Source organism: Paraburkholderia sp. J76 (genome assembly GCF_905220295.1).
Taxonomy (GTDB): Bacteria; Pseudomonadota; Gammaproteobacteria; order Burkholderiales; family Burkholderiaceae; genus Paraburkholderia.
In genome coordinates this window covers 12514-29445 of the sequence record NZ_CAJMZJ010000016.1, presented here as the reverse complement: position 1 = coordinate 29445, position 16932 = coordinate 12514, and the positions used below count along the sequence as shown (strand labels likewise).

General features: G+C 65.8%; 15 protein-coding genes and 1 tRNA gene. 9 read left to right on the top strand and 7 right to left on the bottom strand.

The genetic code is table 11. The features are described 5' to 3' along the window. The first annotated feature begins 20 nt into the window (after positions 1-20). Complete coding sequence (locus tag U5768_RS26105) at positions 21-1238, top strand: chromate transporter (protein ID WP_322033272.1); 1218 nt, start codon at positions 21-23, stop codon at positions 1236-1238. On the opposite strand, the gene U5768_RS26100 is transcribed toward U5768_RS26105, so the two are convergent. The 3 genes from U5768_RS26100 to U5768_RS26090 are packed head-to-tail and all read right to left on the bottom strand — an operon-like array spanning position 1239 to position 4917. Beyond that, a complete protein-coding gene (locus U5768_RS26100; protein WP_322033271.1) occupies positions 1239-2261 on the bottom strand; it encodes a histone deacetylase family protein in 1023 nt (340 codons plus the stop codon). A 23-nt stretch (positions 2262-2284) separates the two neighbouring features. After that, positions 2285-3544 carry a Zn-dependent hydrolase gene (locus U5768_RS26095; protein WP_322033270.1) on the bottom strand — a complete coding sequence of 420 codons (1260 nt, stop codon included), beginning with the start codon at positions 3542-3544 and terminating at the stop codon, positions 2285-2287. A gap of 44 nt (positions 3545-3588) precedes the next feature. After that, on the bottom strand, positions 3589-4917 hold the full coding sequence (locus U5768_RS26090) for an MFS transporter (RefSeq protein ID WP_322033269.1): 1329 nt from the start codon (positions 4915-4917) through the stop codon (positions 3589-3591). Between the two features lie 152 nt (positions 4918-5069). Here U5768_RS26090 and U5768_RS26085 point away from each other — a divergent pair, with 152 nt between their 5' ends. After that, entirely contained in the window at positions 5070-6020 is a 951-nt protein-coding gene (locus U5768_RS26085; protein ID WP_322033268.1) for a LysR family transcriptional regulator, read from the top strand. 46 nt (positions 6021-6066) lie between these two features. On the opposite strand, the gene U5768_RS26080 is transcribed toward U5768_RS26085, so the two are convergent. The 3 genes from U5768_RS26080 to U5768_RS26070 form a co-directional block, all read right to left on the bottom strand. Further along, positions 6067-6525 (bottom strand): CopD family protein, encoded by a 459-nt coding sequence (locus U5768_RS26080; protein ID WP_322033267.1) that lies wholly within the window; start codon positions 6523-6525, stop codon positions 6067-6069. A gap of 135 nt (positions 6526-6660) precedes the next feature. After that, positions 6661-8976: a DNA topoisomerase IV subunit A gene (gene parC / locus U5768_RS26075; RefSeq protein ID WP_322033266.1), complete on the bottom strand. Its 2316-nt coding sequence runs from the start codon at positions 8974-8976 to the stop codon at positions 6661-6663. A gap of 41 nt (positions 8977-9017) precedes the next feature. Continuing rightward, the gene (locus U5768_RS26070; RefSeq protein WP_322033387.1) at positions 9018-11000 is read right to left on the bottom strand and encodes a DNA topoisomerase IV subunit B; all 1983 of its coding nucleotides are present in this window, start codon (positions 10998-11000) and stop codon (positions 9018-9020) included. Between the two features lie 342 nt (positions 11001-11342). Between U5768_RS26070 and U5768_RS26065 the strand changes: the two genes are divergently transcribed. Both U5768_RS26065 and U5768_RS26060 read left to right on the top strand, forming a co-directional pair. Beyond that, positions 11343-11633, top strand: a complete 291-nt coding sequence (locus tag U5768_RS26065; RefSeq protein ID WP_322033265.1) for a nucleotidyltransferase family protein — start codon at positions 11343-11345, stop codon at positions 11631-11633. 10 nt (positions 11634-11643) lie between these two features. Further along, entirely contained in the window at positions 11644-11982 is a 339-nt protein-coding gene (locus U5768_RS26060) for a DUF86 domain-containing protein (protein ID WP_322033264.1), read from the top strand. Positions 11983-12012: 30 nt separating this feature from the next. Here the strand turns inward: U5768_RS26060 and U5768_RS26055 are convergent, their stop codons facing one another. Then, on the bottom strand, positions 12013-13941 hold the full coding sequence (locus tag U5768_RS26055) for an ATP-binding cassette domain-containing protein (RefSeq protein ID WP_322033263.1): 1929 nt from the start codon (positions 13939-13941) through the stop codon (positions 12013-12015). 204 nt (positions 13942-14145) lie between these two features. On the opposite strand from U5768_RS26055, the gene U5768_RS26050 reads away from it, so the two are divergent. The 5 genes from U5768_RS26050 to dcm all read left to right on the top strand — a co-directional run bounded on the left by U5768_RS26050 (position 14146) and on the right by dcm (position 16901). Further along, positions 14146-14328, top strand: coding sequence for a rubredoxin (locus U5768_RS26050; protein ID WP_322033262.1), 183 nt, complete (start codon positions 14146-14148; stop codon positions 14326-14328). A gap of 254 nt (positions 14329-14582) precedes the next feature. Further along, positions 14583-14657 (top strand) — tRNA-Arg (locus U5768_RS26045). A gap of 113 nt (positions 14658-14770) precedes the next feature. After that, a complete protein-coding gene (locus tag U5768_RS26040) occupies positions 14771-15043 on the top strand; it encodes a hypothetical protein (RefSeq protein WP_322033261.1) in 273 nt (90 codons plus the stop codon). A gap of 80 nt (positions 15044-15123) precedes the next feature. Next, the gene (locus tag U5768_RS26035; RefSeq protein ID WP_322033260.1) at positions 15124-15423 is read left to right on the top strand and encodes a hypothetical protein; all 300 of its coding nucleotides are present in this window, start codon (positions 15124-15126) and stop codon (positions 15421-15423) included. Positions 15424-15587: 164 nt separating this feature from the next. After that, entirely contained in the window at positions 15588-16901 is a 1314-nt protein-coding gene (dcm, locus tag U5768_RS26030; RefSeq protein ID WP_322033259.1) for a DNA (cytosine-5-)-methyltransferase, read from the top strand. The last annotated feature ends 31 nt before the right edge of the window (positions 16902-16932 follow it).

Here is a 16932-nt window from a genome sequence, read left to right as displayed (position 1 = left end):
CTCGCACGCATCATGCAGCCATGCAAACCCGCACCGACGAAGCGATCGCGGCGCCCGATACGGGCGAACTCCGCGACGACCAAGAACCGCTCCTGACGCTCTTCCGCGTCGTGCTGACCGTTTCCGCGGTCTCGTGGGGCGGCCTCGCGCTCATGGCGCAACTGGAGCAGCACTACGTGGAGCGCGAAGAGCGGCTCACGCAAACCGCGTTCTCCGATCTCGTCGCGCTCGCGTGGATGGTGCCGGGGCCGGTGGGCTGCAACGTCGCGGTGCAACTGGGCCACGCGTTGCGCGGACGCGCGGGCGCCTGGGTCGCGGGCGTGGCGAGCGTGCTGCCCTTCTTCGCGCTGATGACGGTATTCGCCATCTTCTACCGCACGCCGCTCGTGCACGCGGTGGCCTCGCGCACGCTGCTCGACCATTTCAGCGTCGTGCTCGCCATGTTGATCGGCGTAACCTGGTATCGGCAAACCCGGGCGCTCGTACGCGGTCCGCTCGAATGGGGCGTGACGCTCGCGGCCTGCGCGACGCTCGCGCTCGCCGCAAGCGCCGCGGCCTACGTGGCGATTCTCCTCGTCGCATTCGCCACGGGCTGGCTCGCGAGCCCGGTGCCTTCGCAACGGTTCGAATTGCGCATCACGCGGCGCGACGTGCAGTTGCTTGCGGCGCTTGCCGCGCTGATCGTCGTGTTCGCATTGCCGTTGCCGCACGCGCTAGATTTGGCGCTGCTCTGGCCGCGTCTCGCGGGCGCGGGCATGACGCTGTTCGGCGGCGGCTTTTCGGCGCTGCCCGTGTTGAAGACGCTGTTCGTCACGCCCGCGGTGGGCATCACCAACGACGACTTCACGCTGGCGTTCACGCTCTCCCCGCTTTCGCCGGGGCCGCTCCTGAACGTGGTGCCCTTCTTCGGCTATCTCGTGGATGGCTGGGTCGGCGCGCTCGTCGCCACGCTCGCGCTCTTCGTGCCCTCGGGCTGCCTCGTCGTGCTCGCGCGGCGGCACCTGCACCGCATGAAGGCGAACCCGCGCTTCGAGCACGCCATGCGCGTGCTGCGCGCCGCGACCACGGCGTTCCTCGCGATCGCCGTCTGGCATATCGCGCGGCATGTGCCGTTGCATGCGTCGTATCTGCTGACGGCCGTGTTCTCGGCGATGTGCTTCGGCAAGCTCAAGCTCCCCGCTTACGCGGTCTACGCGACGGTAGGACTCGCGTGCGGGGCGTGGCTGCTGCTGGCCTGATCAGCGCGCGCCCGTAAAGCCGCCGAAGAACGCGCGCGCGTTGTCTTCGAGGCTTTCGAGGTGATAGCCGCCTTCCTGCACGATCACCGAAGGCAGCCCAAGCGCGCCGATGGCCCTGCCGAGCCGGCCGAAACCTTCGGTGCTCACCGCGACCTTCGATTGCGGATCGTCCTTGTAGATGTCGAAGCCTAGCGCGAGCACGAGCGCGTCCGGCTGAAAACGCCTGAGCACGCGCAGGGCCGCTTCAACACGCTCGAAGAACTCCGCTTCGGATGCGCCATGCGGCATCGGCAGATTGACGTTGTAGCCTTCGCCCGCACCGTTGCCGCGCTCGTCCTCGTAGCCCGCGACGACGGGATAGAAGTTGGTCGGGTCGCCGTGGATCGAGATGTAGAGCACGTCGCTGCGGCCGTAGAAAATTTCCTGGACGCCCTGGCCGTGATGCATGTCGGTGTCGAGAATCGCCACGCGCCCGAAACGCCCGCGTAACGACTGCGCGGCAATGGCCGCATTGTTCAGATAGCAGAAGCCGCCCGCCGCATCCGCGCGTGCGTGATGGCCCGGCGGGCGCGAAAGCGCATACGACTCGCGCGCGCCCTCGTTCACGCACGCCGCCGCCGCCAACGCGCTTTGCGCCGACCAGTAGGCCGCGCGCCACGTGTTCGCCCCCACGGGGCAACTGCCGTCCGCGAGATAGCGGGCCGCTTGCGCGAGCACGCCGCGCAGCGGATTCGGCTCGCGCACGTAGATGTTCGACATGACCTCTTCGCCCCAGTCTTCGGGCACGCGCTTCCATTGCACGTGCGCTTCTTCGAGAAAGCGCAGATAGTTCATGTCGTGCACGGCGGCAAGCGGCGCGGTGCCGAAGTCGGCGGGCGCCTGCACATCGAAGCCGAGCGCGCGCGCCGCGGCGACGAGATGCTCGGCGCGCTGCGGTACTTCCTGCGGCTCGCGCAACTGGCCGCGCGAGAAATAAGCACGCGGATGGTGCAGCAGTTGATCGGGGTGAAACCAGGTTTTCATGTTCAGTTTTCCTTCTGTTTTTTTCACGCACCGGCGGCAATGGCCGCGCGCACGCCCGCGCGCGCGGCAACGGCGTTGAGGAGCACGTTCGCGCCGGCGGTGACGTCTTGCGGCAATGCGTCCTCGGCTTCGTTGTGCGAGAGGCCGTCCACGCAGGGGATGAACACCATCGCGGTCGGGCAGTAGCGCGCGAGGTGGATCGCGTCGTGCCCCGCGCCGCTCACGATACGCTCGTGCGAATAGCCAAGGCGCGCCGTTGCCTGCGCGACCAGTTCGACGCATTGCGCATCGAACGGCGTAGCCGGGCTCGTCCAGCAATGCGCGATCTGCACGCCAAGGCCGCGCTGCGTTGCGACCTCAGCGCACAGCGCGCGCAGATCGCGCTCCATGGCGTCGAGCTGCGCATCGTCGGGATGGCGCAGATCGACCGTGAAGGTGAGGTTCGCCGCGATCGTATTGCGCGACGAGTTCGCGATCTGCGCCTGGCCGATCGTCACGAGGCCGAGCGGCGCGTAGCGCGCCATCGCGCGTTCGATGTCGAGCGACATCTGCGCCGCGCCGAACCACGCATCCTTGCGATAGCGCATCGGCGTCGTGCCCGCGTGCGCGGCCACGCCCGTCACGTTCACGTCGAACCAGCGGATCGCCTGGCCGCCCGTCACCACGCCGATGGTGGTGCCGTTCGCCTCCAGGATCGGGCCCTGCTCGATGTGGGCTTCGAAGTAGGCATCGACGGCCGAGCCTTGCACGGCGCGCGTGCCGCGCGCGCCGCTCGCGTCGAGCGCGGCGCCTAGCGTCACGCCGTCGGCGTCGGTGCGCGCCAAAGCGTCCGCCAGCGTCATCGCGCCCGTGAACACCGCCGAACCCAGCATCGCGGGCGTGAAGCGCGCGCCCTCCTCGTTGGTCCACGAGCAGATTTCGATGGGCTTCGCGGTGCGCGCGCCCGCATCGTTGAGCGCGCGCACGACTTCGAGCGCGGCGAGCACGCCGTAGACGCCGTCGAAGCGGCCGCCTTCGGGCTGCGTGTCGAGGTGGCTGCCCATCAGCACCGGCGCGGCCTGCGGGTCGTCGCCTTCGCGGCGCGCGAACAGGTTGCCCACTTCGTCGGTCCACGTCGTCATGCCCGCTTCGCGGCACCAGCGCACGAATAACTCGCGCCCGCGCCGGTCTTCCTGCGTGAGCGCGAGCCGGCGCACGCCGCCGCCCGCCGTCGCGCCGATGCGCGCCATCTCCATGAGGCTCGCCCACAGGCGCGGGCCGTCGATCTGCAAAAGGTCTTTCATCGGTCCATCCGTTTCAGTCGAACTATTCATTACCGTGCGCGGGATCAGCGCGTAACCAGCGCCTCGGCTGCCGCGTCGTCATGCGCATGCTCGTGGCGGCGCGCGTCGAGCGCGACGATGCACAGGAGCGAAACGCCCGCGAGGCCTGTGTAGAACACGGCGAGCGGCCACCACTGGCCCACGAAGCGATGCGCGAGCCAGGTGCCCACGAGCGGCGTGAGGCCGCCCGCGATCGCGCCGCACACCTGGTAAGAAAGCGAAATCGCCGAGTAGCGCACGCGCGTGGGGAACACGCCGGAAACGAAGCCCGCGATCACCGAATAGAAGCTCGCCATGCAGACCACGGCGATCGCGATGCCGATCACCATAGGCACGACCTGGCCGCTTTGCACGAGCACGAACATCGGATACGGCGAGAACATCGCCGCGATGGCCGCGCACTTGAGGAAGCGCGCGCCGCCCATGCGTTCGGCGAGCCACGCCGCGAGCGGCTGCACGAGGAACTGGATGATCGCGACGGCGAACAGGCAGTCGAGAATGAGCGAGCGCGTGACGCCGACATACTGCGTGGTGTACGCGATCATGAACGTGTTGGTGAAGTACACGCCCGCAATGCCGATGGTGTTCGCGCCGATGCACAGCAGCACGAGGCCCCAGGCCGAGCGGAACACTTCGGCCACGGGCAGCTTGAGCGTGCGGCGCTGATCCTTGAGCTTCTCGAACTCGGGCGATTCGTTCACGCCCAGGCGAATCACGATGCCGACCACGAGCAGCACCGCCGACACGAGAAACGGCAGACGCCAGCCCCACGAAAGAAAGTCGGCCTTGTCGAGCGACGTGACCGAGCGGAACGCGATCAGCGAGAGAATCAGGCCCGCGGGCGAACCCAGTTGCGCAAACGAGGCGAAGAACGTGCGGCGTCCTTCGGGCGCATGCTCGCCCGCCATCAGCACGGCGCCGCCCCACTCGCCGCCCACGGCGATGCCCTGCACCACGCGCAGCAGCACGAGCAGCACCGGCGCGAGCATGCCCACGCTCGCATACGAAGGCAGCAGCCCGACGCAGACGGTCGCGACGCCCATCATCATCAGCGTGGTCATGAGCGCCTTCTTGCGGCCGATGCGGTCGCCCAGGTGGCCGAAGATCAGGCCGCCGAGCGGGCGCGCGAAGAAGCCGACCGCGAAGGTGGCGAACGACGCCATCGTGCTCACGAAACGGTCTTCGGAGGGGAAATACAGCTCGCCGAACACGAGCGCGGCGGCCGTGGCGTAGATGTAGAAGTCGTACCACTCGATCATCGTGCCGATGAACGCCGCGGCGGCGGCGCGCACCGGCTGCCGGGCGGCAGCGGTGCTGGATTGTGGGCTGGCCATGCGTGGGTCTCCTTCTGGCGCGTTGGGATGAAGTTGTGTGTTGCAAGCACGCTTTATCGCCAGCCACAATTCATTAGTCAAATTTCGCGTTATTATTCAGTGCATAAATTCAGCTAATATCACTGGCGCAGCATCGCGCCGGGAGACCGTCCATGCGCGCCGATACCACCCGCTTTCTCAACGACCGCCTCGACTGGAACCTGCTGCGCACCTATCTCGCGATCATGCAGGAGCGCAGCCTGAGCCGCGCCGCGGCCAGGCTTTTCGTCACGCAGCCCGCCGTAAGCCAGGCGCTCAAGCGTCTCGAAGACGCGCTCGGCCGCAAGCTCATCGAGCGGCGCGGCGCGCAGTTCGTGCCGACCCAGGCAGGCGAAGAGGTGTATCGCATCGCGAGCGACATTTACGGCACGATTTCGCAGCTCGAAACCGGGCTCGACGAGCGCACCGCCGACATCACCGGCTCGATTCGCCTGCTCACGGTGAGCCGTATCGAGTCGCGCGTGTACGACGAATTTCTCGCGGAATTCCACACGGCCTACCCGCGCATCGATCTGCAGATCGAAGTAATGCGCTCGTCCGACATCATCTCGTCGCTGTTGCAGAAAACCGCGACTGCGGGCTTGAGCCTGTGCCGCACGCCCATCGACAAGCTCGACATGCGCTGCTTCCTGCGCCAGCGCTACGCGATGTTCTGCGGCCGGCATCACCGGCTCTTCGGGCTTTCGCAACTGACGATGGACGATCTGCTTGCGGAGAATTTCGTCTCCTTCACGAGCGACCAGATCGGCGACAGCCTCTCGCCGCTCACGGTGTTTCGCGATCAGCGCGGATTCACGGGGCGCATCGTCGCGTCGTCACCGAGTCTCGATGAAGTGCGACGGCTGATCTTCGCGGGCTATGGCATTGGCTGCCTGCCCGAACATACGGTGCGGGACGATCTGGCGCGGCAGCGGCTGTGGCGGCTGCCGCCGGAGGAAGGACTCGTGGACGTGGATATCCACTTGCTGTGGCATCGCGAGCGCAAGCGCAATGCGGCCGAAGAAGCGTTCTTCGACGCGATGGAGCGCTGCATGCAGCGCCATGCGCTCGCGCAGCGCCTGTAGAGCGACAGGCGCGAACCGCGAACGCCGGCGTGAAGGAAGAATCCGCCTAGAACCCGCGCGCGAGCACCGCGACGCCGATCGTCACGACACCCAGCACGAGATTGACGACGACGAGCCGGCGCACGGTGCCCACGGCGCGCGCGCCGTCGGGCCACTTCTGCGCCTGCACGGCGCGGCGAATGCGCGGAAACACGGCGAAGCGGATGTGGCCGAAGATCAGCATCATCAGCACGCCCAGGCCCGCCATGGCGTGCAATGGCCAGGTGGCGTGCTCGCCGCCGAACTGCATGAGCAGGAAGCCGCCCGAAAGCAGGATGACGATGACCGACACGCCCACCCAGTTGAAGAAGCGGCCGAACACCGATTCGATAAGCGGAAGCCTCAGTTGCGGCGAGAGGTCTTCGAGCGCCGGGCGAAGACAGAAGTGCGCGAAGACCATGCCGCCCACCCAGACGGCTACGCCCAGCAGATGCAGAAAGAGCGCGACTGCGATCGCGTGGCCCATGCTTGGATTCCCTCGTTATGTGTAGTTATGTGTGCCGGCCGAAGTGAGCGCCTTGGCTGTCGCCCGGAGTGAGTGCTTTAGCACTTATTCCGGGCCCATGCAAAGCGCTTACCCCGGCCCCATGCAAAGCCGCGCTTACTGCGGCAAAACCGGACGCATCGCGGTGATGACCTTGAGCTTCGAGTCAGGCGCGCGGCCCTTGCGTGCGCGCTTGCCGATCTGCGGAGCCAGCACCGCGCCCGCCATCAGGTCCTCGCCTGCCTTGCCGCCCCGGCCCGTGCCCACGAGCACGACGCCCGCCGCGCTGATCGCGAGCGCCTGCACGAGCTTCTCACTGTCGTCGAGCTGCATGAGCGTGACGCCGCGACCGCCGCCGGAAAGCGTCTTCATCTCGTCGAGGCCGAACACCAGCAAACGGCCGCCCGACGACAGACACGCCACCTGCAGCGCGTCGGGCAGCATCGGCATCGGCGCGAGCGGCACGCAGCCTTCGTCGATCGTCATGAAGGCCTTGCCCGCCTTCACGCGGCTCACCATGTCGCCGATCTTCGCGATGAAGCCGAAGCCGTTGCTCGACGCCAGTAGCAATTGCTGTTCCGCGTTCGCCGCGAAGTAATGCAGCAGATGCGTGCCCGCTTCGAGTTCGATGAGCGACGTGACCGGTACGCCGTCACCGCGCCCGCCGGGCAGGTTCGCAATCGACACCGAATACACTCGGCCGTTGCTGCCCCACGCGATGAGCGTATCGGGCGTGCGGCACTGGAACGCCGCGTAGAGACCGTCGCCCGCCTTGAACGTGAAGCCCTGCGTGTCGAGCCCGTGGCCCTTCAACGCGCGCACCCAGCCCTTCTGCGAAACGACCACCGTGACCGGCTCGTCCACCACGCGCGCCTCGAAGCTCGCGCGCTTTTCCTGCTGGATCAGCGTGCGGCGATCGTCGCCGTACTGCTTCGCATCGGCTTCGATTTCCTTCACGATGAGCCGCTTCATCGACGAATCGTTTGCGAGCAGTTCTTCGAGCTTCGCCTTTTCTTCGCGCAGTTCCGCGAGTTCCTTCTCGATCTTGATCTTTTCCAGCCGCGCCAACTGACGCAGACGGATTTCAAGAATGTCCTCGGCCTGGCGCTCGGACAGCCCGAACGCGCTCATCAGCGCGCTCTTGGGCTCGTCCGACTCGCGGATGATGCGGATCACCTCGTCGATATTGAGGAAGACGATCATCCGCCCTTCGAGGATATGGATGCGGTCGTCGACCTTGGTCAGGCGGTGCTGCGTGCGGCGCGTGACCGTCGCGAAGCGAAAGCCGATCCACTCGCCCAGAATCTCGCTGATGCCCTTCTGGCGCGGACGTCCGTCTGCGCCGATCATGACGAGGTTCAGCGACGCGTTCGATTCGAGGCTCGTGTTCGCGAGCAGCGAATTGACGAACTCCGACTGGTCGATCTTGCTCGTCTTCGGCTCGAACACGAGACGCACGGGCGCGTCCTTGCCCGACTCGTCGCGCACGGCGTCGAGCAGCGCGAGCATGGTCTGCTTGCTCTGCAACTGCTCGGGCGTGAGCGTTTTCTTGCCGAGCTTGAGCTTCGGGTTCGTGAGTTCCTCGATCTCTTCGAGCACCTTCTGGCCCGACGTGCTCGGCGGCAGTTCGGTCACCACGAGTTGCCACTGGCCGCGCGCAAGCTCCTCGATCTTCCAGCGCGCGCGCACCTTGAGGCTGCCGCGGCCCGATTCATAAGCCGCCGCGATTTCCGCATCGCTCGAAATGATCTGGCCGCCGCCCGGGAAATCGGGTCCCGGCAGCTTTTCCATGATCTCCGCATGCGAAAGCTTCGGGTTGCGGATCATCGCCACCGCCGCCGACGCGACTTCGCGCAGGTTGTGCGAGGGAATTTCGGTGGCAAGACCCACGGCGATACCCGATGCGCCGTTGAGCAGCAGCATGGGCAGGCGCGCGGGCAGCGTCTTCGGCTCCTGGAACGAGCCGTCGTAGTTCGGCATGAAATCGACGGTGCCCATGTCGATTTCGTCGAGCAGCAGCTTCGCGATGGGCGTGAGGCGCGCTTCGGTGTAGCGCATGGCCGCCGCGCCGTCGCCGTCGCGCGAGCCGAAATTGCCCTGGCCGTCGATGAGCGGATAGCGCATCGAGAAGTCCTGCGCGAGACGCACGAGCGCGTCGTACGCCGACTGGTCGCCGTGCGGATGGTACTTGCCGAGCACGTCGCCGACCACGCGCGCCGACTTCACGGGCTTGGCGTTGTCGCCGAGGCCCATCTCGTTCATCGCGAACAGAATGCGGCGCTGCACCGGCTTCTGGCCGTCGCAGACGTCGGGCAGCGCGCGGCCCTTCACCACGCTCACCGCGTAGTCGAGGTACGCGCGTTCCGCGTAGTGGCCGAGCGTGAGCGTGTCGCCGTTCGGGGCGTCCGTCACTTCAGCAAAGAGATCGTCCATGTTTCAATCAATCCGTAATCGTGTACGCGTTCAGACGTGTCTTAGATGTCCGCTTCGACTTCGTTGCCCTTTTCTTCGAGCCACGAACGGCGCGAAGCCGCTTCGCCCTTGCCCATGAGCATCGTCATGCGCGCCACGGTGGCCTCGTAGTCGAGATCGCCGAGCGCGATGGGCGACAGGCGCCGCGTGTCGGGGTTCATCGTCGTGTCCCAGAGTTGCTCCGCGCTCATTTCGCCAAGACCCTTGAAGCGGCTGATGGTCCATTGCGTTTCGCGCACGCCGTCCTTGCGCAGCTTGTCGAGAATCGCTTCGAGTTCGCCTTCGTCGAGCGCATAGAGCTTCTGCGCGGGTTTCTTGCCGCGCGCGGGCGCATCCACACGGAACAGCGGCGGGCGCGCCACGCACACGTGGCCGCGCTCGATCAATTGCGGGAAATGCTTGAAGAACAGCGTGAGCAGCAGCACCTGGATGTGCGAGCCGTCCACGTCGGCATCGGAAAGAATGCAGATCTTGCCGTAGCGCAGATTCGAGAGATCGACGGTGTCGTCGGGGCTGTGCGGATCGACGCCGATCGCCACCGAAATGTCGTGCACTTCGTTGTTCGCGAAGAGCCGGTCGCGCTCGGTTTCCCACGTGTTGAGCACCTTGCCGCGCAGCGGCAGGATGGCCTGGTATTCCTTGTCGCGGCCCATTTTCGCGGACCCGCCGGCGGAGTCGCCCTCCACGAGGAAGAGTTCGTTGCGCGCGATGTCGGTCGATTCGCAGTCGGTGAGCTTGCCGGGCAGCACGGCCACGCCCGAACTCTTGCGCTTCTCGACCTTCTGGCCCGCGCGCGTGCGCGCCTGCGCCTGCTTGATGACGAGATCGGCGAGCTTCTTGCCGTGCTCGACGTGCTGGTTGAGCCACAGTTCCAGAGCGGGACGCGAGAACGACGACACGAGCTTCACGGCGTCGCGGCTGTTCAGGCGCTCCTTGATCTGCCCCTGGAACTGCGGGTCGAGCACCTTCGCCGAGAGCACGAACGAAACGCGCGCGAAGACGTCTTCGGGCAGCAGTTTCACGCCCTTGGGCTGAAGATTGTGCAATTCGACGAAGCTCTTCACGGCCTGGAAAAGGCCGTCGCGCAGGCCGCTTTCGTGCGTGCCGCCCGCGGGCGTCGGAATAAGGTTCACGTACGACTCGCGCGTGAGCGAGCCTTCCTCGCTCCACGCCACGACCCACGCGGCGCCCTCGCCTTCGGCGAAGGTGTCGTCGGTGGTGCGCGCGTCGGCGTAGCGCTCGCCTTCGAAAAGCGGAATCAGCAGGTCCGCCCCGCCCATGCCTTCGAGCAGATAGCCGCGCAGGCCGTCTTCGTACTTCCAGCTTTGGCGCTCGCCGGTCTTCTCGATCACGAGCGTGACCTCGACGCCCGGCAGCAGCACGGCCTTCGAGCGCAACAGACGCTGGAGTTCGCCGAGCGGCAGATTGGGCGAATCGAAGTACTTCGGATCGGCCCACGCGGTCACGCGCGTGCCGGTTTTCTTTTCGTCGCGCGCGGCGTTGCGCGTGGTGAGCGGCTTCGTGACGTCGCCGTGCGAGAAGCCGATATCGGCGACCTTGCCGTCGCGCCACACGGTCACGTCGAGGCGCGTGGAAAGCGCGTTGGTGACCGAAACGCCCACGCCGTGCAGGCCGCCGGAGAACGTATAGGCGCCGCCGGCGGCCTTGTCGAACTTGCCGCCCGCGTGCAGGCGCGTGAAGACGATCTCGACGACCGGCACTTTTTCTTCAGGATGCAGGCCGAACGGAATGCCCCGGCCGTCGTCCTCGACGGAAACGGAATGGTCGGCGTGCAGCGTCACGGTGATGCGGCGGCCGTAGCCGCCGAGCGCTTCGTCCGAGGCGTTGTCGATGACTTCCTGGATGATGTGCAGCGGATTCTCGGTGCGCGTATACATGCCCGGCCGCTGCCGGACGGGCTCGAGGCCCTTAAGCACCTTGATCGACGCTTCGCTATAGCCTGCGTTGGACTTCTTCGTTGACATGGTGATCCACAGGGGGTTGTCCGCGCGCTTGTCCACAGGTCCTGTGGACATCTGCGGGGAAAACGCGTTGAGCGTTCAAAAAAACCGATACGAAACAACGAGGTAAACCGGCTGCGCGCCGCGGTGGCAGAGACGCTCGCGGCAGCGCAGTCGTTCGCGCCGTTGTCCGAATTCGCGAGGTATTGTACTGATTTGGGCCCGTACGGCAATTTGCGCGAGGGTTGGCTGTTCGGCAGAGGGGCGGCGTGGATGGGACTCGCGTAGAATCAGGCTCGCGCGGTGGATAGCCCGCCGGCACTTGTTCAACCGGCTTGTTGCACTGTTTGGGAGCATGGATCCGTCATGAGACCATCCGAAGCCTTGCGCGCACACCGCGCTGAAATCCGCCGGATCGTCACGAGCCATCACGCGACGAATGCACGCGTGTTCGGCTCATCTGCGCGCGAAGAGGACGACGAAGGCAGCGATCTCGACCTGCTGATCGACCCGACGCCAGACCTTTCGCTGTTCGACATTGCTCGCATGCAGTTGCGGCTGGAAGCGCTGCTCGGCGTGCCGGTCGATGTGCGTACGCCCCTGGACCTGCCTGAACGCGTGCGTACCCGTGTCATGGTCGAGGCGGTTCCCGTATAAAAAAAGCGACTTGCGGACTCCGGACTATATCGAGCACATCCTCGAGGCCATTGGTCAGATCCGCGAATACGTTGCACCGCTTTCGCTAGAAGCGTTCCAATCGACTCGAATGGTCATCGACGCCGTCGTGCGTAACCTCGAAATCATCGGTGAGGCGGCGCATAACTTAGTAGTCCACGACCCGGCGTTCGCTGCCGCCCATCCCGAGATTCCATGGGAAAGCATGTACTCCATGCGAAACCGTATCTCACACAGCTATTTCGCCATCAATACCAACACGATCTGGGTCACGGTTCAGCGGGATCTGCCCGCACTCGAACACGACCTTCTGTACCTGAGAAGCGCATAAACAAAGCAGCCTCATCGGCCGCTTCGAGCATCACTTCCGCTTGCTCTCCAGCTCCTCCCACCGCTCCAGCGCCATGAGCAATTCCTCGTCGATCGCCGCGTAGCGCTCCGTCAGGCGGGCGCCTTCCTGCGCGTCCTTCGCGAAGATCGAACCGTCCTCGATCGTCGCGCCGATGGTTTTCTGCTCCGTCTCCAGCGCCTCGATGCGCCTGGGCAGTTCCTCCAGCTCGCGCTGCTCCTTGAACGAAAGCTTCACGCTGCGCTGGGCGTTGCGCCCCGCCGCGCTGTCCTTGGGCGCGGCCGCCGCAGCGGCCGCTTCCTTCGGCGCGCGCGCTTCGGCAATCTCCTGCGCGCGCGTGCTCTGGGTCTGCCAGTCGGTGAAGCCGCCCACGTACTCGCGCCACTTTCCCTCGCCTTCGGATGCGATCACCGAAGTCACCACGTTGTCGAGAAACGCGCGGTCGTGGCTCACCAGCAGCACGGTGCCGTCATAGTCGGTGAGCAGTTCTTCGAGCAGTTCGAGCGTCGGAATGTCGAGGTCGTTGGTCGGTTCGTCGAGCACCAGCACGTTCGCGGGGCGCGCAAACAAACGCGCGAGCAGGAGACGATTGCGCTCGCCGCCCGAAAGCGACTTCACGGGCGAGCGCGCACGCTCGGGCGCGAACAGGAAGTCGCCGAGATAGCTCATCACGTGCTTCTTCGCGCCATTGATCTCGACCCAGTCGCTGCCGGGGCTGATCGTGTCGGCGAGACTCTTTTCCATGTCGAGCTGCGCGCGCATCTGGTCGAAGTACGCAACCTGCAGATTCGTACCCACACGCACGGTGCCTTCGTCCGGCTTCAGTTCGCCGAGAATCAGCTTGAGCAGCGTGGTCTTGCCCGCGCCGTTCGGACCGACGAAGCCGATCTTGTCGCCGCGCATGACCGTCGACGAGAAGTTATCGACGATGGTACGGCCGCCGTAGCGCTTGGTCACGTCCGTGAGTTCGGCGACGATCTTGCCGGACTTCTCGCCCTGCGCCACGTCGAGCTTCACATTGCCCTGCACGTTGCGGCGTTCCTCGCGCTCATGGCGCATCTGCACGAGGCGCGCGATGCGGCCCACGCTGCGCGTGCGGCGCGCCTCCACGCCCTTGCGGATCCACACTTCTTCCTGCGCGAGCAGCTTGTCGAACTTCTCGTTCTCCACGCGCTCGACTTCGAGCTGCTGCGCCTTGCGCTCCTGATACTGCGTGAAGTTGCCCGGATACGAAAGCAGCTTGCCGCGATCGAGTTCGACGATGCGCGTTGCCACGCGGTCGAGAAACGCGCGGTCGTGGGTGATGAAGAGCAGGCTCGAACGCTGCGCCACGAGCAGTTCTTCCAGCCAGCGAATGCCGTCGAAGTCGAGGTGGTTGGTCGGCTCGTCGAGCAGCAGGATGTCGGGCTGCACGACAAGCGCGCGCGCAAGCGCCACGCGCTTTTGCATACCGCCCGAGAGCGCGCCCACGCGCGCGTCGCCTTCTAGACCGATCTGCGCGAGCGTCGTGGCGACGCGCGTGCGCCAGCTCCAGGCGTCGGCATGATCGAGCGACGATTGCAGCGTGTTCATGCGCGCGAGCAGCGCGTCGTGTTCCGCGCCTTCGGGCGTGTCCGCGAGCTTGTGCGCGACCGCGTCGTATTCGTCGAGCAGCGCGCGCACGTCGGCGAGCCCCGAGGCGACGGTGTCGAACACGGTGGCGTCGGCGTCGAAGTCGGGCTCCTGCGGCACGTAGACGGTCGAGAGATCCTGCTGGCGCGTGACGAGGCCGTCGTCGGGCTTCGCGAGGTCGGCAACGATGGTCAGCAACGACGACTTGCCTGCGCCGTTGCGGCCGATCAGGCCGACGCGTTCGCCGGCTTCGAGCGAAAAGTCCGCGTGGTCGAGCAGCGCGACGTGGCCGAACGCCAGTTGCGCGCCGGTGATGGTGTAAAGCGACATGGATGGAAAGCGATGCGTGCGGTGGACCTGAAGCGGGCATTGTACCGGGGGCCGAGTGTCGGGCTGCGGCATTTGGCGCCCCTTCAGCGCAGCGGCGCGCAATCCGTTTTCCGGTAACATCGCGGGTCGCCCGCGCCGCCCCCCTCGCTTATAAAGGGCCACATGCCGGGCCACGCATCGAATCGACTAGACGAAGGACACGCTGTGAGCGAAGTAATCGAGTACAAGAGCTGGGTCTGCCTGATCTGCGGCTGGATCTACAACGAGGAAGAAGGGCTGCCCGACGAAGGCATCGCCGCCGGCACGCGCTTTGCCGACATTCCCGACGACTGGCACTGCCCGCTGTGCGACGTGGGCAAGCCGGAATTCGCCGTCGTCGAGTTCTGATCGCGTCGGGTCGCGGCGGGTCGCGACTCTCCTCGACGATCCGCGATCAAGCCGGGACCGCCGCGCCATCAACGCGGCGCGGCGCGGCGCTAAAGGGGCGTCATTTTCGCGCCCGAACACGTTTGCTATACTCTTGGCCCTGCGTCGCGATATGGCTCGGGCCCGCAAGGCCGAACCGCTTCGCACGCCGCTCCGCGCCATGACGGGTCACTTGGGAAACATGGCGATCGAACGGAGCCATGGTCGTCCGCGCGCTCCCTGTAGTTCAATGGATAGAACAAGTGCCTCCTAAGCGCTAGATGCAGGTTCGATTCCTGCCAGGGGGACCAGCCGCTCGAGCCCATCGGGCCGCCAGGCCTGACATCCGGGCCGCAAACGGTTCGCAATACCCGTCCCGTCTCTTTCGCGCACTCGCGCAACCTCATTCCCGAGCAGGTTTCTCATGGACATCAACAAGCAAGTCGCCGCCCTCACCGCCTCCGAACTCCAGACGGCCGGGGCCAGTCAGGCCACCGCCATCGCCGTGAGCGTGCTGCTGCGCCATCTCAACTCGCCTGAACTCGCCCGTCAGTTGGGCGCGGCGTTCGAGAACCATCAGGCCGTAATGCTGCAAACGCCCTGGCCCGAGCCGATGCTGAATTCGTTCGAAGCGACGCGGCGCTTCTTCGAAATCGCGGCCCAAGTGCAAGGCGCGACGCCGCCCGCCGCCGAATAAACGACGTCCGACCGGGTCACCAGGGTAAGCACTGAGTCATTTTCCCTAAAGAAGGGAAAAATAGTGCCGTAATGGCCTTCATGGACACCACGCGTCCCCTTCCCGCCGGTCATATGATGTCGATCCTCATCGACCAGGACATCGCGCACATTCGTCGCGTGATGCCTTTGTCGCTCGCCGGCGATTTCGGTGGCCCGATTCTCCCCGCGAGCTACTGGCGCCAGCGCTTGCACCGGATGCTCGACACGGGGCACGTCAACAAGGGCCAGTTGTGCGAAATCGACAGCCTGCTGCTGATCCTCGATCTGCACGAGCTGAACATCGCCTCGGCGTCCGCCGCGCTCGCGAAGCAGGCACACGCCGGCTCGCAACACTCCTGACCTTCTCCTGAATTCGACGCTCGCCCGTGCAGGCATTCGCCCGCGCGGCGCGCGCGCTCGTTGCCCCCACTCGTTGCCACGCTACGCACGCACGTCGGGAATTCCTGGTGCCGCGGGTCGACCATCGGTCATAATGTCCGCAAAAATACCCTAACGAGGACTCCGTGCACACGGCCGAACCGAGAGACCTGCTCCAGCAGGCACGCAAGCGTTTCACGCAACAGCAGATTGCCACCCACGTCGGGCGCGACGTGAAGACCGTGCGACGTTGGGAAAAGGGCGAAACACCCTGCCCCGCGATGCTTGACGCCGCACTGCGCGAATTGCTGCAAGGCGGCGCGCTTGCCAGCGGCAACGCGGCGCGCTTTCGCTTTATCGATCTGTTCGCGGGCATCGGCGGCATCCGCAAGGGGTTCGAGGCGCATGGCGGCGAGTGCGTCTTCACGAGCGAATGGAATCCGTTCTCGCGCAAGACTTATCTGGAAAACTACGGCGAGGACCATCCGTTCATCGGCGACATCACCGCCGTGGACGCCGCCGACGTCCCCGATCACGACGTCCTGCTCGCGGGCTTCCCGTGCCAGCCGTTTTCGATCGCGGGCGTGAGCAAGAAAAACGCGCTGGGCCGTCCGCACGGCTTTGCCTGCACCACGCAGGGCACGCTGTTCTTCGACGTCGCGCGCATCATCGCCGAGAAGCGGCCCGCCGCGTTCTTGCTCGAGAACGTGAAGAACCTCGTCTCGCACGACCGCGGCCGCACCTTCGACGTGATCCTCCAGGTGCTGCGCGACGAGCTTGGCTACGACGTCCATTACCGCGTGATCGACGGGCGCCATTTCACGCCGCAGCATCGCGAGCGCATCATCATCGTCGGTTTTCGCGAGCCGACGCCGTTTTCGTGGGACGCGCTCGCGCTGCCTGAGGAAGGCCCGCGGCTCGCCTCGATCCTGCATCGCACCGACGGCTGCGAGCCGCTATTGCCCTGGGACGGCGAGCGCTTTTTCGACCACGGCGCGCGCCGCGTACAGCCGAAGTACACGCTCACGCCGGGGCTCTGGGCGTATCTGCAGCAATACGCCGAGAAGCACCGCGCGGCCGGCAACGGCTTCGGTTTCGGTCTCGCCTTCCCCAACAGCGTTACGCGCACGCTTTCTGCGCGCTATCACAAGGACGGCTCGGAGATCCTCGTCCATCAAGGCGAAGGATTGCGCCCGCGCCGCCTCACGCCGCGCGAGTGCGCGCGGCTCATGGGCCTGCCCGACACCTTCCGCATTCCGGTGAGCGACACCCAGGCGTACCGCCAGTTCGGCAACAGCGTGGTGATGCCCGTGATGCGCGAGGTCGCGCGCACGATGATGCCGCATCTCGATGCGGTGCTGGCCGCGCCGGGCGCGGACGCGCCGCCGGTTCCCTCAGTTGCGCGCGCCACGCGTACGACACGCCCGACCCGCATATCGCGCGCCGAGGCCGCGGCGTAAGTCCGCTGACCGCGCGCGCGCCGCACAGCCA